Source organism: Clostridium tyrobutyricum (assembly GCF_019144085.1).
Classification (GTDB): Bacteria; Bacillota; Clostridia; order Clostridiales; family Clostridiaceae; genus Clostridium_B; species Clostridium_B tyrobutyricum_A.
In genome coordinates, this window is the sequence record NZ_JAHHUY010000009.1 from 1 (window position 1) to 23,592 (window position 23,592).

Annotated in this window: 18 protein-coding genes and 1 riboswitch; of the genes, 1 reads left to right on the plus strand and 17 read right to left on the minus strand. The window is 31.7% G+C overall.

Going from position 1 to position 23,592, the window contains the following annotated elements; all coding sequences use genetic code 11:
• Positions 1-49: 49 nt before the first annotated feature.
• From lepB to KM800_RS05865, 13 genes are all read right to left on the minus strand, one after another.
• Positions 50-580 (minus strand): signal peptidase I, encoded by a 531-nt coding sequence (lepB, locus tag KM800_RS05805; protein ID WP_217812236.1) that lies wholly within the window; start codon positions 578-580, stop codon positions 50-52.
• Between the two features lie 97 nt (positions 581-677).
• On the minus strand, positions 678-1,850 hold the full coding sequence (locus KM800_RS05810; RefSeq protein WP_217812237.1) for a trans-sulfuration enzyme family protein: 1,173 nt from the start codon (positions 1,848-1,850) through the stop codon (positions 678-680).
• An 88-nt stretch (positions 1,851-1,938) separates the two neighbouring features.
• Positions 1,939-2,044, minus strand: a riboswitch (SAM riboswitch).
• A 180-nt stretch (positions 2,045-2,224) separates the two neighbouring features.
• On the minus strand, positions 2,225-3,436 hold the full coding sequence (locus KM800_RS05815; RefSeq protein WP_217812238.1) for an MFS transporter: 1,212 nt from the start codon (positions 3,434-3,436) through the stop codon (positions 2,225-2,227).
• A 33-nt stretch (positions 3,437-3,469) separates the two neighbouring features.
• Positions 3,470-4,375 carry a glycyl-radical enzyme activating protein gene (locus KM800_RS05820; RefSeq protein ID WP_217812239.1) on the minus strand — a complete coding sequence of 302 codons (906 nt, stop codon included), beginning with the start codon at positions 4,373-4,375 and terminating at the stop codon, positions 3,470-3,472.
• Between the two features lie 62 nt (positions 4,376-4,437).
• Positions 4,438-6,858, minus strand: a complete 2,421-nt coding sequence (locus tag KM800_RS05825; RefSeq protein WP_217812240.1) for a glycyl radical protein — start codon at positions 6,856-6,858, stop codon at positions 4,438-4,440.
• A gap of 490 nt (positions 6,859-7,348) precedes the next feature.
• On the minus strand, positions 7,349-8,302 hold the full coding sequence (gene pfkA / locus KM800_RS05830; RefSeq protein WP_217812241.1) for a 6-phosphofructokinase: 954 nt from the start codon (positions 8,300-8,302) through the stop codon (positions 7,349-7,351).
• Between the two features lie 75 nt (positions 8,303-8,377).
• On the minus strand, positions 8,378-8,827 hold the full coding sequence (gene rpiB / locus KM800_RS05835) for a ribose 5-phosphate isomerase B (protein WP_217812242.1): 450 nt from the start codon (positions 8,825-8,827) through the stop codon (positions 8,378-8,380).
• A 50-nt stretch (positions 8,828-8,877) separates the two neighbouring features.
• Entirely contained in the window at positions 8,878-9,801 is a 924-nt protein-coding gene (locus tag KM800_RS05840) for a glycyl-radical enzyme activating protein (protein WP_217812243.1), read from the minus strand.
• An 11-nt stretch (positions 9,802-9,812) separates the two neighbouring features.
• Positions 9,813-12,176, minus strand: a complete 2,364-nt coding sequence (locus tag KM800_RS05845; protein ID WP_217812244.1) for a pyruvate formate lyase family protein — start codon at positions 12,174-12,176, stop codon at positions 9,813-9,815.
• A 14-nt stretch (positions 12,177-12,190) separates the two neighbouring features.
• Positions 12,191-13,369 (minus strand): MFS transporter, encoded by a 1,179-nt coding sequence (locus KM800_RS05850; RefSeq protein WP_217812245.1) that lies wholly within the window; start codon positions 13,367-13,369, stop codon positions 12,191-12,193.
• A gap of 83 nt (positions 13,370-13,452) precedes the next feature.
• The gene (locus KM800_RS05855) at positions 13,453-14,889 is read right to left on the minus strand and encodes an aldehyde dehydrogenase family protein (protein WP_217812246.1); all 1,437 of its coding nucleotides are present in this window, start codon (positions 14,887-14,889) and stop codon (positions 13,453-13,455) included.
• A gap of 253 nt (positions 14,890-15,142) precedes the next feature.
• Positions 15,143-15,853 carry an MIP/aquaporin family protein gene (locus KM800_RS05860; protein ID WP_217812247.1) on the minus strand — a complete coding sequence of 237 codons (711 nt, stop codon included), beginning with the start codon at positions 15,851-15,853 and terminating at the stop codon, positions 15,143-15,145.
• 123 nt (positions 15,854-15,976) lie between these two features.
• Positions 15,977-17,152, minus strand: coding sequence for an iron-containing alcohol dehydrogenase (locus tag KM800_RS05865; RefSeq protein ID WP_217812248.1), 1,176 nt, complete (start codon positions 17,150-17,152; stop codon positions 15,977-15,979).
• A 567-nt stretch (positions 17,153-17,719) separates the two neighbouring features.
• Here KM800_RS05865 and KM800_RS05870 point away from each other — a divergent pair.
• Complete coding sequence (locus KM800_RS05870) at positions 17,720-19,342, plus strand: PucR family transcriptional regulator (RefSeq protein WP_217812249.1); 1,623 nt, start codon at positions 17,720-17,722, stop codon at positions 19,340-19,342.
• A gap of 50 nt (positions 19,343-19,392) precedes the next feature.
• On the opposite strand, the gene KM800_RS05875 is transcribed toward KM800_RS05870, so the two are convergent.
• Genes KM800_RS05875 through KM800_RS05890 form a run of 4 tightly spaced genes read right to left on the minus strand, consistent with a single transcriptional unit; the run spans position 19,393 to position 23,434 of the window.
• On the minus strand, positions 19,393-20,427 hold the full coding sequence (locus tag KM800_RS05875; protein ID WP_217812250.1) for a zinc-dependent alcohol dehydrogenase: 1,035 nt from the start codon (positions 20,425-20,427) through the stop codon (positions 19,393-19,395).
• 6 nt (positions 20,428-20,433) lie between these two features.
• Positions 20,434-21,414: a transketolase family protein gene (locus KM800_RS05880; protein ID WP_217812251.1), complete on the minus strand. Its 981-nt coding sequence runs from the start codon at positions 21,412-21,414 to the stop codon at positions 20,434-20,436.
• Positions 21,415-21,427: 13 nt separating this feature from the next.
• Positions 21,428-22,276, minus strand: a complete 849-nt coding sequence (locus KM800_RS05885) for a transketolase (RefSeq protein WP_217812252.1) — start codon at positions 22,274-22,276, stop codon at positions 21,428-21,430.
• Positions 22,277-22,303: 27 nt separating this feature from the next.
• Positions 22,304-23,434: a 4-hydroxybutyrate dehydrogenase gene (locus KM800_RS05890; protein WP_217812253.1), complete on the minus strand. Its 1,131-nt coding sequence runs from the start codon at positions 23,432-23,434 to the stop codon at positions 22,304-22,306.
• Positions 23,435-23,592 lie beyond the last annotated feature (158 nt).

The following is a 23,592-nucleotide window of genomic DNA, read 5'->3' on the forward strand; positions in this document are numbered from 1 at the left end:
TACACAAATCTATACCCATTCCCGAAGAGTTCAATATTTTGAACCCTTCTTAAAATATTTCCATATTCTTAAATGGATATACTCTAAAAATCACATGACCCTTTACATCTTTTATATTTATGGGACCGAGTATTCTACTATCAGTACTATTACCTCTATTGTCTCCAAGTACAAAAATATATCCTTTAGGTATGATATATTGAGTTGTATAAGAGTTAGGCTCTGTAACAGTACCCTTGGGAAGATAACTTTCCTCAAGACATTTTCCATTTAAATATACTCGTCCATTCTTTATATCAACGGTATCTCCCTCAATACCTATTACTCTTTTTATATAATTACTGTTGTTTTCATCTTTGGAGTTAAAAACAACAATTTCACCTCTATTTATTTTTCCTATTGCAGTACTTATCCTTTCTTGAAATATAATATCATTATTGTGAAATGTAGGCTGCATTGACGGCCCTGTTACATCTGATCTCGCAAAAACATAGGTATGAAATACAAATGCAAGTACAACAGCTATTAAAATACTAAGACTATATTGTCCTATTCCTTTTAGAACCATTTTATTTTTCATTATTGTCATCTCCTTGAATCAGTTTTATTTAATTATAACAATATTAGCTATAAATATAAAATAAGCATTCAAAATTTATGAATGCTTATTTTATATTTCAAAATCCACATTTTTTCAATGCCTGTTTTAAATCATCTATAATATCTTCTGCACTTTCCAAACCTATGCTGAACCTTATATATCCATCTCTAAATTCTTCTGGATAAAAGTCAATTCTTTCATCATCAGGACCAGTATAGACAATAAGACTTTCATCATGCCCAAGTGATACTGCAGGTACTACAAGTTCTAATAAATTTATAAATTTATTGTGGACTTCACTATCAGCTTTTAATGCAAAAGCAATTACGCCAGAATACATCTTCATCTGTTTCTTGGCAATATCGTGCTGTGGGTGACTTTCAAGACCGGGATATGCAACAAATTTCACAGCAGGATTTTTCTCCAGGTACTTTGCAACTTCAAGTGCAGTATCACTATGTTGTTTCATACGAAGAGGCAGTGTTACAACACCTCTCATTATAAGCCATGCATTAAAGGGACTTATTGTGCCTCCTAAGTTAACCATTGCTTCACTTTTTATCCTGTCTATAAGATCTTTCTTTCCTATTACAGCTCCACCCATAGCATCACCATGTCCATTTATATACTTTGTCAAACTATGTACTACAAGATCTGCTCCAAGTTCAAGAGGATGTTGTAAATATGGAGATGCAAAAGTACTATCAACACTAAACAACGCCCCAATGGATTTGGCTATTTTAGATATTTCTTCAATATCACTTATTTTTGTAGTTGGATTACCCGGAGTTTCTACATGAATTAGCTTTGTATTAGGTCTTATTGCTTTTTTTATTTGCTCTACATCTGATGTATCAACAAGAGTTGCCTCTACACCATACTTATCAGGTAAATATTGATTCAACAATCTATAAACTGCTATATATGAAACATTGGAACAAATTATATGTGAATTACTGCCTAAAAATGTAAAAAATACGCCTGCAAGTGCAGCAACTCCACTCGCAAGAACTACACAGTCTTCCCCACCTTCTAATGCAGCTAGTCTCTGTTGAAGATACAATTGATTTGCAGAAGTATTTCTAGTATATAGTATTTGATTTGGGTCACTCCAGTTAATTGATGATGCATCTTCTGGAAGTCTGTAGCAGTTTGCCATAGTTATAGGACGTCTGATGGATCCCGTTTCTTTATCAATGCCATTACCTACATGTACACATTTTGTTATAAAGCTAGTTTCCTTGTTCACTATATTTCCCCCTTGTAAGTTTAATAAATAACTATAATAAAAAAGTTGTCTTTCATAAGAAAAACAACTTTAATTGCACAAGATATTCTCCTTATCTTTCAGAACATTCTGCTGGAATTAACACCTTACATTTAATAAAAAATGCTGGTTGTCGGGTTTCAAAGGGCCAGTCCCTCCACCACTCTCGATAAGATATATGTAATTTGTTTTGTGATATTATCATATATTATAATAATATTTTTGTCAATAAATTATTCCTTTGTTTTAATCCTATGATTTCCAAGTAATGAAATTGGTCAGTGAATTTTCACTGACCAATTTTTTATTTTACAGAACACTGCCCACTAGAATTTTAATTTCAAATTATTATTAAGCTAATTTATTTTTGCCATTGTAACCTTCTTTCTTATTAAGCACATAAATACAGTACACAATATCAAGCATATACCAATTGTATAATATGAATAATACACGCCTACGAAATCGTTTAATACTCCCATCAACATACTAATTCCCATAGCTATCAGGGTACCACACATCAATATCAATCCAGTAATATATGATGCCTTCTTTTTGAATACTTTACTTATAGTTGTAATTGTAACTGGGAATATTAAAGAATAGAATAAACCAGATATAGCTATAAGTACAAGTCCATTTTCTTTTAATAGCATCCCAAGTATAGTTATAACTGCAGCTAAAGTGCCGTAAGATATTATACTCCTGAAATGTCCAAACTTGTCTGCAATAAATCCGCCAAAGAATCTTCCCACTGTCATAATTCCAAAGAATAAGGCTACATACAATGCTCTTCTATCTGCATTCAAAGCATACCCTTCACTCATATAATTTACAAACCAGTTACCAGTACCATATTCACATGACAAGTAAAATCCTGCGGCCAATATATATAATATCAGAATCTTATTACCACCAGAATTAGACATGTTTATGTCCTCTTTACTATGCTCTTCCACTTTTTTTGCAGATATCTCTTTCTTGGGTACTTTTATTATTAATAAATATGCAAATAAAATTATACTGACTATAAACATGAACGAATAAAAACTTTCCCATTTTACTCCTTTAAATAAAAGGTTTCCAACAATTTTTTGCACTGAAGTGGTGCCTACTCCATAAGCAAAAACCAAGAAGTTCATCAATACTGCTGTAGATGCTACAGGTAATGTAGGTCCTAAAGTATTAATACTAACATTAAACATAGCCATACCAGCATTTAATCCAAATAAACCAACTATTAAAAATGCATAATTTTTACAAAATATTAATGCCAGTAATGCAAAAATCTCAATTATAAATCCTAATACTATAACTTTTTTATAGGATCCCATTTTTTCAATAAGTATTCCACCCAAATATTGAAAAACAGCATATGCAAATAAACTAGCCGTAAGCATATATCCTATTTGTGTATTATTTACTCCAAATTGACTTTTAAAACTTGGTACGAATATACCTTTAAAGTTATCACTCATAGCTACTATAATATACATCATTACCAATAGTGCTATAATGGAAGCATTTTTATATTTGTTCTTCTTGGCATTCATATCTAAATTTTGCATAGATTCTACCCCTTCCAAATACTTATATTCTTTTTATTGAATAAAAACATTATTTACACCATTTGTTCTAAAAATATCTACTATGGATTTCATTTTTTCTTTTGATGGAGTTTGTACTTGACATAAAGCATATTTTTTTCCTACTTTATCATACTTATTTTTTCCATAGGAATGATATGGTAATAAATTAACCTTCCCATTAAACTGTATCCTTTTAATCATATTTGCTATTGCCTCAAAGTTTTCTCTATTGTCGTTATATCCTGGAATTACAGGCAATCTAAATATGGTTTCTTTTAACTTTGATATTTTTGCTGCATTTTCAAGTATAATATTATTGCTAACTCCAGTATATTTTTTATGTTTTTCATTATCCATTTGCTTTAAATCAAACAGTACTAGATCCATATCCTTAACTGATGTCCAAAATTTTTTCCATTCACAATATCCCGTGGTTTCTATAGCTACATGCATGCCTTTTTCTTTAAGTTTAGGAACAATTTCCTTCAAAAAATTATATTGCAAAGTTGGCTCTCCTCCAGAAAATGTAACGCCTCCACCAGAATTTATATAGAATTGTTTATCCTTTTCTATTTCACTAATCACATCATCTATAGTCATACATTTACCTATGACTTCTTTGGCATTTGTAGGACAAATTTCCAGACATTCACCACAACTTGTACATTTATCAATTTCAAATTCGACTTTTTCATCATTTAATATACAGGCACCAAATTTGCACTTTTCAATACAGGCACTACAATTAATACATTTACCAACTGTAGTCACTACTTGTTGGTTGATACTTTGAGACTCTGGATTAGAACACCATAAGCAACTTAGAGGACACCCCTTTAAAAATATTATTGTTCTTATACCCGGACCATCATTAATGGAATATCCCTGTATATTAAATACTAATGCTGTGTTCTCCACAACCTCATCCCCCATTCTGTAAAATAGAGTTACAGCCTACAGGCTGTGACTCTAATATAAATCTAAAAATTTGCGTATTCAGCTCTATCTATAATGTCATCTTGAACAGCCTTGTCCAACTCTACAAAGAAGGCACTGTAACCTGCTACTCTTACTATTATACCCCTGTATTTTTCTGGACTTGCCTGAGCTTTTCTTAAAGTTTTGGCATCAACAACATTAAATTGAATGTGCCATCCGCCCATATCAAAATAAGATTTTATTAAATTTTTAAGAGCAGATTTGCCAACTTCTGTTTCCATCAACTTTGGAGTAAATTTTTGATTGAGTATAGTTCCGTTATATATTTTTAAGTGATCTAGTTTAGAAGCTGATTTAGCAACTGCTGTAGGTCCTTTTGAATCCGTTCCATGTTGTGGTGCAATACCATCTGATAAAACTTCTCTGCTCTTTCTTCCATCTGGCAATGCTGCTACGTGCAGACCTAAAGGTACATTTGCTGATACTGAGTATATACCTGGTCTATATACTCCCCCTCTTGTATTTTTGTGTTTTGAAACTTCAACACAGTATATTTTTGCTACTTTTTTTCCTAGAATATCAACATAATCATCATCGTTTCCCCATTTAGGAGCTTTATTTAAAAGTATCTGTCTAAAATGTTCTTGTCCTTCAAAATTATTATCCAATGCATCAATTAAATTTTTCATTGAAAACTTTTTATCTTCAAATACTAATTTTTTAATTGCTGCCATAGAATTAGCCACATTTCCAAGACCAACTCCCTGAGGTCCTGTATAATTGTATCTTGCGCCACCAGCTGTAATATCCAAAGCTGTATTTACACAGTCATCCATCAATAATGAAAAATATGGCAAAGGATGATACTTAGCATGAGTTCTTTCTATTATATTTAAAGCTGAAACCATATCATCTACATATGCTGATACTTGTTCTTTAAATGCTTCAAATACATCTTCTATACTACCAAACTCTCTTGGATCTCCAGTTTTCGGGCCAATTTGTTTTCCAGACAATCTGCATACACCATCGTTTAAAGCAAGTTCCAAAGCTTTCGCTATATTGCTCATAGCCGCATTAGTCATACCATTACAATGAGGTGGTACTGCTTCAACGCATCCAGATATACTATAATTTCTGGCTTCTTCTATAGGTACTCCTAAAGAAACCAACATTGGTATGGCTATCCTGTCATTAAAGAATTGTGGTTTACTTCTCCCTGTACTTGAAACTCTTACAGCTTCCATAAAAAACTTTTCAGGAGTATTTTCGTGTATCCTTACAGATAAATTTGGTTGTGACAATTTAGTATCAGCTTCTGATTTCAAACACATATAAGACAATTCATTAGTAACATCGTTTCCATCTGAATCTACCCCACCCAGTACCATGTTTTCAGATATGGAAAATCCAGCATAATATTTGGCACCTTCGTAATCGTAGGCTCTCATAATTTCTGTAAATTTAATCCACAGACACTCTAGTAACTCCTGGGCTTCATCTTTAGTAATTTCGCCATTCTCTATACTCTTCTTATAGAAAGGATACATGTACTGATCAAATCTTCCAACTGAAACAGCAAGTCCATTTTGTTCTATATATAAAACTAAATGACCAAACCAAAATGCTTGAATTGCCTCTCTGAAATTGGTTGGAGGGTTTTCTGGAACTCTACTGCAAATATCTGCTATTGTTTCTAATTGTTTCTTCCATTTTTCATCAGTCTCATTTTGTGCCAATGTACTAGCTTTTTCTGAATATCTATGGGCCCAGTCTACCATAGCATCACATAGAATCAATTCAGCTTGATAAAAATCATATTTTTCTCCATAACCTGGTTCCGTAATATCCAATGTTTTTAATTTTTCTAAAACTTCCTCTTTTAATCCTTTGAAGCCCTTATTCAAAACCTTTTCATAATCAGCTATAATATGACCTATGCTCCCAGTTAAATGAATACCTACAGAAAAAATTTGGTTTTCCAAACCTACCATTTCTCTTAAATGCTCCGGCATAGCATTTAAAGCTAGATCCTGTATTGTTTTGCCTCTCCAGTATGGTACTATATCTTCCAATAATTCTTTTCTTACATTTTTGGGAACGATTAGTCTATCCTGTTCTCTCTTTTCAAATAAATCAATTTCTTTTTCAAGATACAGTGCTTCTGTTTCCGGGAAAAGAGGTGCTGCTCTTAATTTACTTGCCTGATTACCTACTATCATCTGATCTTTTTGAATAAATATAGTCATCTTTCTAAGTACATCTGCAATAGATTTGGCACGCCTTATAATCATAGGTTCTCCTTCGCTTCGCTTGTAGGATTCTGTGACTATTCTCGCTCTTTCAACGCACATTTCAGGTTTAACTAGTAATAGTTCATTGTTAAGTTTAACAGTTCTCCAAAAGTCAGAACATATTCCATAAGGGTTTTCCATAGGTTGATGTACAGCTAATTTTTCCATAAAACATTACCTCCATAAATTATAATTTAAATTCATATAAGTTTTGAATATATAAGTCCTAAGTATGAAATTTTAGTAATTTTAAGTATTTGTGTTTACGATTACACGTTAAAATCCAACTTGTAATCATCTTTCTATAATTTTATTATATCTATATAATAATACTTTTTGTATGACCAAACATACAAAATATATAAGATTTTATTATATGCCTCATGCTATTGATAAATATATTTCATCGACAACATAATATATTTTTTAAACTAATATGGCTTTTTTTAGTTCAAAAAAGCTTTTTTAAGATATATTTAGAATATATAACGCAATTTCCCTAAAGGTATCTTTCCAGGATAGATTTGACCAGTTGAACTAAACTATTAATAAAGATAGAACAGATCATGAAAAATTTAAAGTCAATAATTTACCCGGAACTTTAAAAAGTCCCGGGTTTTTGAACAATCTGATATGTCTGTATATATTCTCCGATTTTTCAATATAAAAGCATGTTAAGCAACTCATATTCTCTATCTTTATTTACATTTGTGCCATTTACATCATTAAAACTTACATCTATTATTTTATTATCTCTAATTCCAACAGCTCTTTCCGTGCAATTTCCAATTAGCAGCTCAACAGCTTTAACTCCCATCTTACTTGCCAATATTCTATCAAAAGCAGATGGATTTCCTCCTCTTTGTATGAATCCCAGAACTGTATTTCTTATGCTTATATTTAGCTTTTTCTCAATATATTTTTGAAGATCCTGTATATTATATATTCTTTCTGTTATTATTATTAAATTATCATTTTTTCCTTTACTTATATTTTCACTTAATTTATCACATATAGCATCAAAATCCAACTTTCTTTCAGAAGTGGATATTATATCCCCACCTCCTGCTAAAGCAGAATATAATGCTAAATCACCACAATACCTTCCCATCACTTCTACAATAGTTGTCTTTTCATGAGAAGCATCTGTATCTTTTATCTTGCCTATACACTCTAATACCGTATTTAATGTTGTATCAAATCCTATACAATAGTCTGTATAGGCTAAATCGTTGTCTATGGTTCCCGGCAGTCCTATAACTTTCATACCCAATTTACTTAGCTTCTCTGCTCCCTGAAATGATCCATCTCCTCCAACTACAACTACACTATCTATACCAAATTTATTCAAAGTTTCCAGTCCTTTTTTTCTACCTTCTTCTTTCATAAATTCTAAGCATCTTGCTGTTTTTAGTATAGTACCACCTTTTTCTGAAATATTGTCTACAATTGAACTATCCAATTTTATTAAATCTTCATCTATCAATCCTTTATAACCGTGTTTTATTCCCAAAACCTCAATATTATTATAATTTGCAGATTTTACTACCGCCCTTATAGCAGCATTCATTCCAGGTGCATCTCCACCACTTGTTAAAATACCAATTTTCACTTGTTTCACCTACTTGATATAAATTTTAATATATTAAGAAATGAAATGCCAAAAGGCACTTCATTTCTTTTAATTTTATTTATAATATTTAGCTTCTATTTCAGCCACTTTAGCCAATCTTTTCTCATGTCTTCCACCCTGGAATTTAGACTTTAAAAAAGTATCAACAATATCCAGAGCAACACCTGTGCCAACTACCCTTTGTCCCAGTGCCAATATATTAGCATTATTATGTTCTCTGCAAGCATGTGCACTGAAAGTATCACTACAAAGCGCAGCCCTTATTCCTGGAACCTTATTTGCAGCTATGGAAATTCCTATACCAGTACCACAAATAAGAATACCAAAATCGCAATTTTTATTTTTTACATTTTCGGCTACTTTAAGTGCATAGTCAGGATAATCACAGGATTCTTCTGTAAAAGTCCCAATATCATTTGTTTCATATCCCTTGTCGTTTAGATAATTTACTATTTCTCGTTTTAGTGGTAATCCCGCATGATCACTGCCTATAGATATTTTCATTTCAAATTCCCCCATATAAAAATTTAGTTATATGCCAATTATAAAAATAGCTAACAATCCCACCCCCCAATATTAGCTTTAAATCCTTGATCCTCCATCATCCTTTTACATAATTCTGCCGTTTCCCATTGACATTCATCAAAATCTTCCATATCATAGTACTCCTCAATCAACTTGTATTTGCTGGATCCTATTTGGTGAAATGGTAATATATGAATCTTATTTATATTGTGATATCGTTTTAGAAATTCTATAATTCTTAAAAATTCATCACCATTATTTACATTTGGTATTAATGGAATACGTACTATGACATTTTTATTTAAACTTAATAGATAGTCAAGATTTTCAAGTATTATTTTATTGTCTACTCCAGTCCATTTTTTATGTTTACTACTAGTTATAAGTTTGATGTCATATAAAAACACATCTGTATTTAGGGCAATTTTTTTTATAGCTTCTCTGCTGCAATATCCACAAGTTTCAACTGCCGTGCTTATGCCTTTTTGTTTAAACTTTTCCAGTAGTGCTCCTGCGAAATCATGGTAAAGAGTTACTTCTCCTCCACTTAAAGTAATTCCTCCGCCACTTTCCTTGAAAAAAGACTCATCCTTTATTACTTCTGAATAAACTTCTTCTACAGTCATTTTCTTACCACATAAAGTTCTTGCGCCAGTTAGGCATACGTCAGCACATTTTCCACAGCCATTGCAATTTACTCTATCTACATTTATTCTTGTATTTCCATCGGAATCTTCTTTATTAAATGTATACTTACATATTTCATAACAGGCTCCACAATTGATACATTTGCTCGAATCTGTCATCAAAACTTGCTTTCCAGAAAAATTTTCAGGATTCTGGCACCATTTGCATCTAAGAGGACATCCCATAAAAAATACTACAGTCCTAATACCTGGTCCATCGTGAACACAGAATTTCTGTATATTGGATATATAAGCAACTTGTGACATAATATCACTCCCTATTTTACAAGTGCTCCTTTGGAAAATCTTTGAATTATATTATCCTGCTGAACTGGAGATAATGCTATAAAGTATGCAGATAGTCCACCCATTCTTATTTTTAAATTCTTGTGTTTTTCAGGATTAACTTTTGCATCTTTCATTTCTTCTACACTGCAAGTTGTAAAAGTAGCTATTTGACCTCCAAGATTACAAAAAGTCTTAAGAATACTCTGCATCCTATTTACTCCAACCTTTCCTAAGAATTCATTCTTATTAAGGGAAATATCCAATGGACACCCGCAATAATATTTCAATAGATCAGGTTTGGTTGCACTTTTTATAACTGCTGTAGGACCATTTACATCAACACCTGGAGTTGGTGCATAATTTGGAGCCAGTGCTTCTTTATTCAGTCTTCCATCCGGGCTAGCACTTAAAGTTCTACCAAGTGCAGCATAATTTTCAAATGTACCAATGCCACATGGAATGAACAATTTATCCTGTTTAGTTCTCCAAGATTCAATTTTAGATTCAAAATCTTTCAAAACCTTTGATAAAATTTCATCTGCATAATCATCATCATTTCCATATTTAGGAGCCCTGTTTAGTACCATAAGACGAAGTTTTTCATAACCTTTCCAATCATTTGCAATAGCATTTTTAAAATCCTCAAGTGTAGCCACTTTATCTTCAAATACAAACTTCTTTATTGCACACAACGAATCCACTACATTTGAAAGTCCTGTAATAAGCAATAGATGAAATGTGTACTTTACAGCATTGGCATCTGTAAGGTCACGTCCTTTTTCCACACAACCATCCATAATAGAAGATATTAATGGATCTGGAGCAATCATTTTTGATAATCCCAAATTATCCAAACGACGTTCAATCTGGAAATCAATCTGTGCATCAACCTGCTTGCAATATGCCTTATAGAAGCTGTCAAAATCAGTATATTTAGATAAATCACCTGTATCTATGCCTTCTACATCTCCAGACTGAAGTGTAACACCTCTTGTAAACACCCATTCAAGACATCTTAAATTCATAATATGTGCATAGCTAAAATGACTTTTACCAGGTATCAAACATTCCCAACATCCATCATTTGAATAGTCTCTTGCCTCTTCTGTTGGAATGCCAATTTCTTCAAAACCAGGTATAATTGCATCATCGTTATAAATTGCTGGCTCACCTTCGCTGTGTTTTAAACATTCTGCAAGCTCTCTCCAGAATTTATCTGGTGTCTTACTGGATACACGTGCAGAAAGAGTTGGCATTAAAAGTCCCATTTCAAAACGCACCCTTAATAATTTGTAAGTAACTTCATTGGTTCCATCTTCGCCATCTGGACGCAAACCACCAATAATCATATTCATTAGCCAATCATTACCAGATTGTCCAAAGTTGAAGTTTGCTTCACTATCATAATCCTGATTCTCCTGCCAACTTAGTGCTCTTATGTCATAACCGCCAGATTCATGGCCGCCGGTTTCTTCTTCACCTGTTGTATATTCAGGTTTCATCCCCTGAGAAAACAAGCCGAAATCATAATGATTTTCCCATTTTTTAGTATCTGTACAAATTCTCTCATTGCATTTGGCAAGGAAAGATCCTAGGATATCTGTTGCAAATTCATCTGTAATAATACCTTTTTCCATATCTTTTTTATAATATGGATATAGATGTTGATCCACACGTCCAAGAGGAACATATTCGCCGCCGCTATTTACCAGGCAATAAGTAAACCAGTATGCCTGAGCTGCTTCATGCAGTGTTTCTGATGGATGATATGGCACACGACTGCATACCTTGTATATTTCAAATAATTCCTTCTTGCGCATTGGATTTTTTTCCAATTCACTGGCTTTCAGTGCAGCTTCTGCATGACGTTTTGCAAAGCTTATAACTCCTTCTATGGCAATCAACATGGCTCTGTATTCATCAATAGCTACCTTGTCTTGAATATCATCTTCATACAATTTCTCAATAGCTGTCTTTATTTCATCCATAATCCCCATAAATCCAATTTTGAGAACTTTTTCCCAATGTGGTGGATGATGTCCCCATACGGAATTCTGATTCATTTTGTAATCTTTAGATTTTTTTAATTCATCATCTGTTGCATAAATTGGAAGTACGGTACCAAATCCTACACTGTTCATGTTGGGATTACCTACAATCAACTCGTCATCTTTTATATATGCAGGCAAATGTTCACCCATATATCGTGTTGCCATACCCTTTCGTACAACAATAGGTTCATCTATATTATCTTCTGTCAAAATACTTGTATCTTTAAAGTGCCATACTCCAGGATTTTTAAATTCTTTCGTGAAAATTCTGTCTTTTATTTTTTCAAGTCTTTTTGTAATCATACTATACTCCTCCTTTAATCGTTTTCTTTTGAAATTCTTTTATTGATTATTTGAGCACATGCTGTAGTTAATGCAACAACTATAGCAATAACATAAAATGCTTGCTGAGCACCAATTATATCATTAAGCAATCCAATACCCATACTTGCCAACATAGCAATCAAAGTTCCACACATCAGTATCAAACCAGTTGCATAAGATGTAGCTTCTTTAAATACTCTTCCAATTGTTGTAATAATTGTTGGAAAAATAATTGAATATGCAAAGCCTGCTAAGCCAAAAATTAATAAACCCTTCTCACCCATTATAATTCCTGCAAAAGACATCAAAGTTGCAATTACACCATAGATAAGAATACTTCTGAAATGTCCTAATTTATCTACAATAAATCCACCAAATAAACGTCCAATAGTTTCACATCCAAAGAATAGAGCTACATAAAATGCACTTTTGTCTGCAGTAAATCCAAAAGATTCATTCATATAATTTACAAACCAATTTCCAATTCCATATTCCGCTGCTAGATAAAGTCCACATATGCCAATATACAAATAAAGCATTTTATTTGAAAATAAATCTTTCTTACTCCAATTTACTATTGCTGCTTTTGGTTTATATGGTATTTTTATAACCAGTAAATATATAAATAATAAAATTACAGCAATTATCATAAAAATATAAAATTTTCTCCATGGAATACCACTTGCTAAAAGATTGCCTGATATCTTTTGAATTGCCGTATTTCCTGCACCATACGAAAAATTAATAAAATTCATTAATACTGCAGTAGATGCAACCGTAAGTACTGGTCCCAACGTATTTACACCAATATTAAACATTGCCATACCTGTATTTAGTAAAAACATGCCTATAATCAACACTGGAAAACTTGGACAATTAATTAAGGTTAATAACGCTACTATAGCTATAATAAATCCAGATGCAATTATTTTCTTGTAACCATATTTTTCAATAAGGATTCCTCCTATGTATTGAAACACTGCATATGCAAATAAACTTGCAGTCAACACATATCCTATTTCCGTATTATCTACTTTAAACTCACCCTTAAAAAATGGTACAAAAATCCCTTTAAAATTATCACTCATTGCAACTACTATATACATAAGCACAAGCAGTAAAACTATCGGCCAATTTTTAACTTTGCTTTTTTCTTGTTGGTTTACTTCCATAAGACACCTCCTGATTTAAGGACTTGTTTTTTGTAAAAGTTTTCTAGGAGAGTATGACAACAAGTCCTATAATAGAATTTATATTAATTATTGATAATATTCTTTAATACATAACTCTTTACCTTGCTCATTTCCTCTAAAGTATATTGAACTCCCTCTCTTCCTATGCCGGTCATTTTAGTACCGCCAAAGGCCATATCCATATGTCTGTAGTTTCCTGTTCCGTTTATGACAACATTTCCAGCTTCTATTTTTGATGCCATATTAATAGCTTGTTTTACGTTCTTAGTTACGATTCCACAATGTAGTCCATATATTGGAGCATTTGCTATTTCAATAGCCTCTTCTTCAGTATTAAAACCAATTACAGGTATTACTGGCCCAAATATTTCCATGTCTTTGGCTATATCCATATCTGTTGTTACATCAACAAGCACAGTAGGTTCAAAAAACGCCTTGTTTCTAGTTCCCCCATATACACATTTTGCACCTTGGGCAATTGTGAGCTTAACTTGCTTTTCAATATTTACAGCTACTTTTTCACTTATCAAGCATCCTATATCTGTACTGTAATCAGCTGGATTTCCCCTACTTATCTTTTCAAGTCTTTTTATAAGTTTTTTTACAAACTCTTCTTTAATTTTATTATTAATAAGTATTCTCTTTGTAGCACAACAAGTTTGTCCAGTATTTGATATTCTTCCAAGCATAGTCTCCTCTACTGCAAAGTCTATATCTGCATCCTCCATTACTATCATTGCATCATTTCCACCGAGTTCCAAAAATACATTATGAAGATATTTTGCTGATTTTGTAGCCACTTCAATACCAACATCTGTACTTCCTGTTAAACTAACAGCATCTATGCCATGACTTTCCACAAGATAATTTCCTACCACAGAGCCCCTTCCTGTTACTACTTGTAATGCATCTTTAGGCACTCCTGCTTCCAATAATAATTCCACAAGTCTCATAACTGTCAATGGATTATCTGTAGCCGGCTTTACTATAACTGCATTTCCCATTACAAGTGCTGGTGCTACTTTGTGACTGAATAATTCAACTGGATAGTTAAAAGGTACTATACATGCAATTACGCCTAAAGGTTCTCTTCTGGTAAATATCAAATCTTTACCGCATTCTGATTGACAATCTGGCATAACGTCACCGCATATGTGATTGGCTCTTTCAATAAATCCTGTAAATAATTTTGCAGCTGTACCTACTTCTCCTTCGCATTCCTTTATTATCTTGCCAGTTTCACTGCATTCTAATTTTGATAGTTCTGCTTTGTGTTCTCCTAAAAGCTTAACATATTTCTTAAGTATCACTGAACGTTCATACAAAGGTGTTTGTGCCCATGTCTTCTTACCACTTTGAGCTACCTGTATAACTTTTTCTATGTCTTCTTTTGTCGCACTTGGTACAGAATCTACGACTTCTTGTGTTGCAGGATTTAAAACCTGTATTTCCTTTTTATCACTTGAACTAACCTTTTCTCCATTAATGATCATTTTCATAAATACAAACCCCCAATTTTGATTTTAAGTATTATTGATCTTTAAATATCTTCTTTTTAATTTAATTAAAACCTTTTCATAAACTTTAGAATGTACTGTTTACCTTTACAATTACTATTGTAATATTTTTAAACATATTTTTGAATAACCATCTCTACAATTTATCAATATTATTATTATACGCTTGTACAATTTACAAACTTCAAATTTTTACTAATCATTGCTTTCAAAGCAATTACAAATATATCTATATTCAAAATATAAGTGAAAAAACTTCTGCAGCTGCTATGCCCCCACACAGTGGCGCAATAACTGGAATCCATGAGTATGACCAGTCGGATCCATTTTTTCCATCTATGGGTAACAAGGTATGTGCAATTCTTGGTGCTAAATCTCTGGCAGGATTTATTGCAAATCCTGTAGTTCCCCCCAATCCTGTACCTATTACTAAAATTATAAATGCTACAAATATTGTTCCAACCCCATCTACAGTCTTTGCAATACCAACGCCCAAGATTGAAAATATCAGTATAAATGTAGATATAAATTCTGAAATAAAATTCATAATATAGTTTCTTATTGCTGGAGTTGTACAGAAAATAGAGAGTATTATATCTGATGGTATATCTTTACTAGCAGCCCAGTGTGGCTGATACTGAATCCAAACAAGAACTGCCCCTATAAACCCCCCAAGCATTTGGCTGCCTACATAACCTGGTACTTCTGTCCATGGAAATTTACCTGTTATAGCAAATGCTATTGTAAGTGCGGGATTGAAATGTGCACCACTTATTCCTCCAAATATTAGTGCAGGAACTCCAACTGCAAGACTCCATCCAATCATACAAAAAAGTGGACCGGCATTTTGACTTTTACTTTTATTCAATGTAATATTAGCACAAACTCCATCGCCTAAAAATATAAGAATTGCTGTTCCTATAAATTCTGCTAAATAATGGGACATGAAATTTCCTCCCTTCACTTATATATAGAAATCCTCTATAAGTTTTCTATATTTTTTATATAATGCCATTTTAAATAAAGCACCTTAATATTTATATTTTTATTAAGATGCTTTAAAGTAATATTATAATGCTAATTTAAGTATTTCTACTATATCTTCTTTATACAACTTCTTAAATGATCCTAAAGGACCATTTATAGTAGCTTTTGATGCCATTTCTTCAAAGTATTTATCGTTAATGTTTAATTCTGTCAATGAGGTTGGAAGGTGCAATTCTTTATAAAAATTTTTATTTCTATTAATTCCCTCCAGCGCTATTTTTTCCAAAGATCCATATTCAAGATCTACGCCCCATACTCTTACAGCATATTGTACAAATCTATTTACATCTTCCTTATAAACATATTTCATCCAAGCAGGAATAATTGCTGTTAATCCTGCTGCATGTGTAACATCATATATAGCACTTACCTCATGTTCAATAAAGTGAGATGCCCAATCAGATGTTCTTCCACTATCTGTGTATCCATTATGGGAAAAGGAAGCTGCAAGCATTATTTCTGAACGGGCATCTATATCCTTAGGATTTTCCATAACTATTCTGCCATTGTATATCATTGATTTAAGCAAAGCTTCACATAATCTATCAGTGAAATCATTTTTCCAACCAGGTGAAAAATATTTTTCCATTGTATGAGACATTATATCTACAACACCACAAGCAGTCAAAAATGGTGGTATTCCAATTGTTAGTTCTGGATTTAACATGGCAAATGAAGGTCTTAACTTTAAACTGTCAATAGATAATTTTTGTTTTGTATCACTTTTACTAATAACTGCTCCTGTACTTGTCTCACTTCCAGATGCAGGCATTGTAGTAATAACTCCGATAGGAAGAGCTTCTTCTACTGTACCTGCTTTACCTGTAAAATAGTCCCATACATCTCCGTCATAAGGAACCCCTGCTGCAATGCTTTTAGCTGTATCAATTATACTGCCGCCTCCTATTGCCAATATGAAATCTACATTGTTCTTTTTACATATTTCAATACCTTCATGTATTTTACTTAAATCTGGATTTGGTTTAATCCCCTTAAGTTCAATAATTTTCAAATTAGCCTCTGTTAAGGATTTTATAACCCTGTCATAAAGTCCTATCTTTTCAATCAAACCATCTCCATAGTGGATTAAAATGACCTTTTTGTTTTTGCTAATATCATTTATCCTCTTACCTACAGTAGATTCAACTTCCTTACCAAAAATAATTGAAGTTTTGTTGGAAAATTCAAAACTTTTCATGATTAACTCCTCCTTATATAATTAAAATAATAATATGAAGTCAAATAGGAACCAAATAGTAATTTTCTTCAGCCGCCTATCAAACCATATAAGCAAAATATAATTTTTAACTTATTAGCAATGCTAAGATTTTATCAATAAATTACAGCATAAGACATGTTATTAACCAAGCCTTTAATATAGGTGCCATTAATAAAAAATCCAGAACTTATTGTGTGGAAGGATTCAAAATCCGCAATTATTATTATAAGCTTTTAAATACGTTTTAATATAACTTGTTTTACAATTTTTGTTATATTTAATTGTACATTTGTACATTTAAATTTGCTAATTTATACTTTTTAATAAACACGTTTAACTTAATATAACCAAGAACTAAACTAGCTATAAAGAGAGCCTGGATTCAAGTTCTCTTCTAATGAAATTCCTTTCCCCTGCTGTTAAATAAGTAAGCTATTTACATAAAATCAAAAATTTCACTCCTGTGCTTATAAGCTTGACAAAAACATATTATAATTTCATAATTTATAATATATACTTACTTATACTATGGAGGAAGTGATTATTTTGCAAATTATTTTAAATGAAGCTTTAAAACTACATCCACTTAACAAATCAAAGATAATTGCAGGTGCTAATGGTTTAAATCGTCCAATAGATCAATTTGGAGTTCTTGAAGCTCCTGATTCATTTCATTTTGTAAAAAGCAATGAGTTCCTTATGACAACAGGATATATGTTTAAAGACAATCCTGAACTTCAATACAAAATTGTAAAGGAATTGTACAATAGAGATGTCTGTGCTTTAGGGATTAAAATAAATAGATATATAAATAAAATTCCAAAGAAAATTATAGATTTTTGCAATAATAATGATTTTCCTTTATTATATATTCCTAATGAATATGGATGGTATGATTTTTTTTCTCCTTTACTATATTTAATGCACATAATACAATTGGGGACAAACAAGGATGTTCTAAATAAAATGGCATCATTATCGGATATTATATTAAATAGTATTAGTTTCGATGAAATCGTTAAACATATATATAAAGTTTTTAATATTCCCTGTTCTATATATATAAATTACAATAGTATGTCTGCCTGCTATCCACCAAAATCTCCAATATCGGAAATAGACATAACTGAGTTAATTGACGAATTTGAAAATCCAAGAAATAATTTTATAATAAATAATATTAAAAGAATTCCCTTTGAGAATGAATCAATTTTATTCTGTGCTTTAAAGCACAAAATGAGTTTTTATGGTTACATTTTCCTGTATGAAAAAAAAAGAGAACTCAAATCTGAAGATATATCCCTGTTTCAATATGTAATTATTTGTGTACAATCTTATGTAAATCGATTCCTTGGCTCCAACAGAAAGTTTAGTACAAAACAGAATAAATTTTTACTTAACTTAGTTAAAAATAAAAATATAGATAAAAGCAATTTATTATATAAATCCAATGAACTGAAAATAGATTTGTACAAAGACTATATAGTGAGTATATCTAAAAATTTACCCATATCTGAATATGAAGATTTGGATAAAATCTATACATTTATTGAAAATAATATTAATATTAAATATAAAGTATTAAGTGCCTTTGAGTTCAATAAAGACTATATAATATTTAATCCTGTAGACAAAAATATTTCTCCTGCAGGTAATTATAAAAATACCACATCAAAAATCATAAAAATAAAAAAAGAATTGGAAAGTTTTTTTCACGTAAATACTTTTAGTTTTGGAATAGGAACATATCATACTTCCATAGATGGAATAAGGACAAGTTATGATGAAGCTGTGAGAGCATTTGACTCCTATAAAAAATTTTTTAACAATAGCTTTATTATAAATTTTAAGGATCTCGGAATTTACTCTATATTGAGTAATCCCAACATCAATGAAGATATACAAAATTTCGCAAATAAATATATAGGTCCCTTAATTGCTTTTGATAAAAAGAATAACTCTGAATTAATTATAACTTTGAAGAATTTCTTTGAATGTCATAGAAGTTTTCGAAGTTGTGCAAAAGAAATGAATCTTCATCACAATACAATAAGATATAGATTGAAAAAAATAGAAGAAATTTGCTGTATAGATACAACTTCAGAGAATGACTTGTTGGAATTGGAAATTTCATTAAGACTTCTACCATTTATAAGCAAATCTATTTAATAATATTGAAAAATTCTGTACAATTTTGTACAGAATTTTTCAAATCACATCTATTTGCTGATTTTCAATAAAACTTTAAAGTGATCTTTGTCATTTATGGAGAATTTCATAGCCTCTTCCACATCTTCTATATTAAATTCATTAGTTATAAGTCGCTTTAATTTATCATTGAATACATTGTTAATGATAAGATCTAATGCAGCTGCAAAGTTTATTTGTGCATGTATTCTTACTCCTCTTACTTCAAGTTCTTTTAAAGTTATATCTCCTGTATCTACAGTATAACTTTTACTTGGTATACCTATCATCATTATAGTTCCACCTATTTTAGCAGCTTTAGTCATTAGATCTGCTCCTGCCTGAACACCTGAAACTTCGTAAACTACATCAAATCCCATATTATCAGTTAAATTATTGATTTTTGCATTCACATCATCTTTTAAAGGATTAATCATCTCAAATCCCATATCCATGTCTTCAGCAAATTTAATACGTTTTTCATTTATTTCACTTATAACTACTTTAGACGCACCATTAAGTTTTGCAACCATAGCTATTAATATGCCTATAGGTCCGCCTCCTATTATTAAAGCTGTTTGACCTACCTCCAGTTTACTTCTTCTAACATCATGCACAGCTACAGCTAAAGGTTCTACTAATGCTACAGTTTTAGGATCTATATCCTCCGGTACTTCATATACTTTTTTTAAAGGTACTTTTATATATTCTGCAAAACATCCATTACTATGGACACCAAATATATTCAAGTCTACACAAACATTGTCTCTTCCCTGAATACACAATTCACATTTACCACAACCAGTTAATGGTTGTGCTGCAACTCTTTGACCTATTTTAAAGTCTATAGGTTTATCAGTATTAACGTTGACCAATCTTCCTACAAATTCATGACCTGGAATTAATGGTGGTTTGGCCTGTTTATGATGTCCTGCATATATATGAACATCAGTACCACATATTCCTGCATATTCAACTTTTATTAGTGCTTCATCATATCCTAGCTCTGGTTCCGGTACCTCTTTCACTACTATATTATTAAAATCTTCAATGACTGCTGCTTTCATAATTAACTACCTCCTATTTGTAGTTTTTCTCTTTATAACTTTCTCTACTTTGTCAACTATATTAGAACAGTTAAATCCATATTTATCCTTTAAATAGTCTATTGATCCAACTTCTCCATAACAATCAGGCATTCCTATTCTCTCTACCGGTACAGGGAAATTTTCTCCTAAAACTTCTGATACTGCTGATCCTAGACCATTTAATATATTGTGGTTTTCAGCTGTTACAATAGCACCTGTTTCCTTTGCACTCTTTATAATAGCTTCTTTATCAATAGGCTTTATAGTAAACATATTGAGTATTCTTATAGATATTCCCTTATCTTTTAAAATTTTTGCCGCCTTTATAGCTTCAGCTACTAACAAACCTGATGCTATTACTGTAGCATCATTTCCCTTAGCTACTTCTACAGCCTTTCCTATTTCGAAAGTTGATCCTTCTTCATATATTCTTGTGGATATCTTTCTTACAAGTCTTATATAGTACATTCCATATTGGTCTTTAACTTGTTTTAAAATATCCTTTAACATGACAACATCTGTAGGTTCCATAACAGTCATGCCCGGGATTCCTCTCATTATGCCCAAATCTTCATAGCTTTGATGTGTTCCTCCATTATAGGCTGCTGTAATTCCAGGATCACTTCCTATTACTTTTATATTTGCCTTCTCATATGCTCCCGATATAGCAATCTGATCACATGCTCTTCTTGTAGCAAAGACTCCAAAAGTATGTGCGAAAGGTATCTTTCCAGTTAAGGACAGACCACTAGCTATTCCTATCATATTTGCCTCGGCTATACCTACATCAAAGGTTCTTTCCGGATACTTTTTAGCAAAAGGCTTCATACCCATAGATGACATTAAATCTCCATCCAGTGCTACAATCCTTTCATCTTTTTCAGCTAGATCTATAAGAGTTTCAGCATAAGCATCCCTCATAGCTTTTGGATCAATCACATTTTCCTTTGCCAATATAATACTCATAATTTTTCCCTCCTTAATTATTCATTAAAGTATTCAATTTTTTTTCTAGTATTTTAATAGCTTCATTTCCCTGTTCCATTGACACATTTATGTGGTGGTTGTTCAAGGTATTTTCAGCAAAGCTGCAACCTTCACCTTTTTTTGTATTTAATACTATTACTGAAGGTTTTTCGTTTTGTGACTTAGCCTTCTCTATGGCATTTTCTATTTCTTCCACCTTTGAACCATCTATACTTAATGCATACCAACCAAAGTCTTTAAATTTTTGGCATATGTCACCTAAATCATTTATATCCTTTGTATAACCATCTATTTGTTGTCTATTATAATCTACAAATGCAATTAAATTGCTGGTTTTTCTTTGTGATGCATATAATACTGCTTCCCATACTTGTCCTTCTTCACATTCTCCATCACCTAATATTACATAAGTATAGTTGTCTTTCTTATCTAACCTGTGTCCCAGTGCAACTCCTGTTCCTACAGACAATCCTTGTCCCAAAGATCCCGTAGTTACATCAATTCCACGAGTTTTAGTCCTGTCACAATGACTTGGAAGGTTTGTACCATTTTGATTCAATGTTTTAAGCTCTTCTACTGGAAAAAATCCTTTTAAAGCTAATGCAGAATATACTGCCGGACCTGCATGTCCCTTGGAACATATAAACCAGTCTCTCTTATCCCATTTAGGATTTTTAGGATCAATTTTCATAACATCACCGTATAAAACTGCCAGTACATCACATATAGACATAGCACCACCAATATGTCCAAAACCTCTTGTTGCTATTTGTCTTATAGTCTCTATTCTCATTTTTGTAGCAAATATATTCAATTCCTTTATTTTATTTTTATCTAACATTCTCTTCACCCCTTAATTTTATTGAATTTAGAATAAATTTTTATACACAGAGGATATAATACTCTTGTCAAATGGAACATAGTTATTTTTAAGCAGCCTCTGTTGGGTTTCAATTACCAATCCAGCAAACTCATCTATATCATTTTGCTGCATACCATATTCACTGAGTTTTTTCTTGTATAAAAAGTTTCCTAATATTTCGTCAATTTTTTCATATACTACTTCTGCATCATCCTTAACATCCAGGATTGTTGAAAGATAAGTATTTAGTTCCTTTATTTTTCCTTCACTATCCATATTGTAATAGGTTCTCAAAACTTCTGTTAAGAATTGATAATTTGCTTCTCCATGTGCTACATGATATTTTCCGCTTAGTGGATAGGATATAGCATGTACTGCACCTACTCCCGTATTACTAAATGCTATTCCTGCATAATTGCTGGCTATAGCAAAGTTATTCATAATTTCATTTCTGTATTCTTTACCTTTTTCAGCTATTTCTAGATATCCTTCCAATATAATTCTAATTGCCCTTAGACTATATAGTTCTGTATACGCATTTGACTTTGGTGCTAAATAGGATTCAATTCCATGTATTAAGGCATCAATAGAGCTTGTCATAAATGGTTTGAAGGGTAATGTCTGTAAAAATTCTGTTATTAATACGGCATCATCAGCATAAAGTTCTTCAGCAGCCAGTCCAAATTTTGTATTCTTTTTGATAAAACCTACTATTGAAATATTGGTAACTTCACTGCCTGTTCCACAAGTAGTCGGAATAATTACAAGTTTCTTATTTTTATTAAAAGGAATTTTCTTGGTGAAAAGGCCATATAAATCTATATCTTCAGATACATCTGAATGGGTCATTAATTTTGCGATATCGATTACAGTACCTCCTCCAACAGCTATAACTCTTTTATAGTTAAATTCTTGAGCTTCCTTGAATATGCTATTTACCATTTCATCTGTTGGTTCTCCAAGACCATATTTATCCTGGAATATATAGTTACATTTCAAATTTAATGGTTTGAATACTTTATCATATAGAAAACTTAAAGTTAATACAAGATCTCCTTCACCTACTTCAAATTCTTCAGCAAATTCACTAAATGCCTCAAAATTATAAATCGTGGGTTTACACTTGAATAATAACATAAATATCTTCTCCCTCGTTTTGGAATTATGTTTGCCTCTTTATGTAACTAATTATATTACCTATTGGATAGGTTTACATCGTACAATAATATAATATTAGTACTTTTTTATTGTACGAATGTTCATATTTTAAACATTTTTACTAATACCCAGGTAAT

Coding starts and splice junctions, on each gene's coding strand:
- lepB (WP_217812236.1), bottom strand. CDS start 580: ATGAAAAATAAAATGGTTCTAAAAGGAATAGGACAATATAGTCTTAGT.
- KM800_RS05815 (WP_217812238.1), bottom strand. CDS start 3,436: ATGCAAAATTTAGATATGAATGCCAAGAAGAACAAATATAAAAATGCT.
- KM800_RS05825 (WP_217812240.1), bottom strand. CDS start 6,858: ATGGAAAAATTAGCTGTACATCAACCTATGGAAAACCCTTATGGAATA.
- rpiB (WP_217812242.1), bottom strand. CDS start 8,827: ATGAAAATATCTATAGGCAGTGATCATGCGGGATTACCACTAAAACGA.
- KM800_RS05840 (WP_217812243.1), bottom strand. CDS start 9,801: ATGTCACAAGTTGCTTATATATCCAATATACAGAAATTCTGTGTTCAC.
- KM800_RS05845 (WP_217812244.1), bottom strand. CDS start 12,176: ATGATTACAAAAAGACTTGAAAAAATAAAAGACAGAATTTTCACGAAA.
- KM800_RS05850 (WP_217812245.1), bottom strand. CDS start 13,369: ATGGAAGTAAACCAACAAGAAAAAAGCAAAGTTAAAAATTGGCCGATA.
- KM800_RS05855 (WP_217812246.1), bottom strand. CDS start 14,889: ATGAAAATGATCATTAATGGAGAAAAGGTTAGTTCAAGTGATAAAAAG.
- KM800_RS05860 (WP_217812247.1), bottom strand. CDS start 15,853: ATGTCCCATTATTTAGCAGAATTTATAGGAACAGCAATTCTTATATTT.
- KM800_RS05865 (WP_217812248.1), bottom strand. CDS start 17,152: ATGAAAAGTTTTGAATTTTCCAACAAAACTTCAATTATTTTTGGTAAG.
- KM800_RS05875 (WP_217812250.1), bottom strand. CDS start 20,427: ATGAAAGCAGCAGTCATTGAAGATTTTAATAATATAGTAGTGAAAGAG.
- KM800_RS05880 (WP_217812251.1), bottom strand. CDS start 21,414: ATGAGTATTATATTGGCAAAGGAAAATGTGATTGATCCAAAAGCTATG.
- KM800_RS05885 (WP_217812252.1), bottom strand. CDS start 22,276: ATGTTAGATAAAAATAAAATAAAGGAATTGAATATATTTGCTACAAAA.
- KM800_RS05890 (WP_217812253.1), bottom strand. CDS start 23,434: ATGTTATTATTCAAGTGTAAACCCACGATTTATAATTTTGAGGCATTT.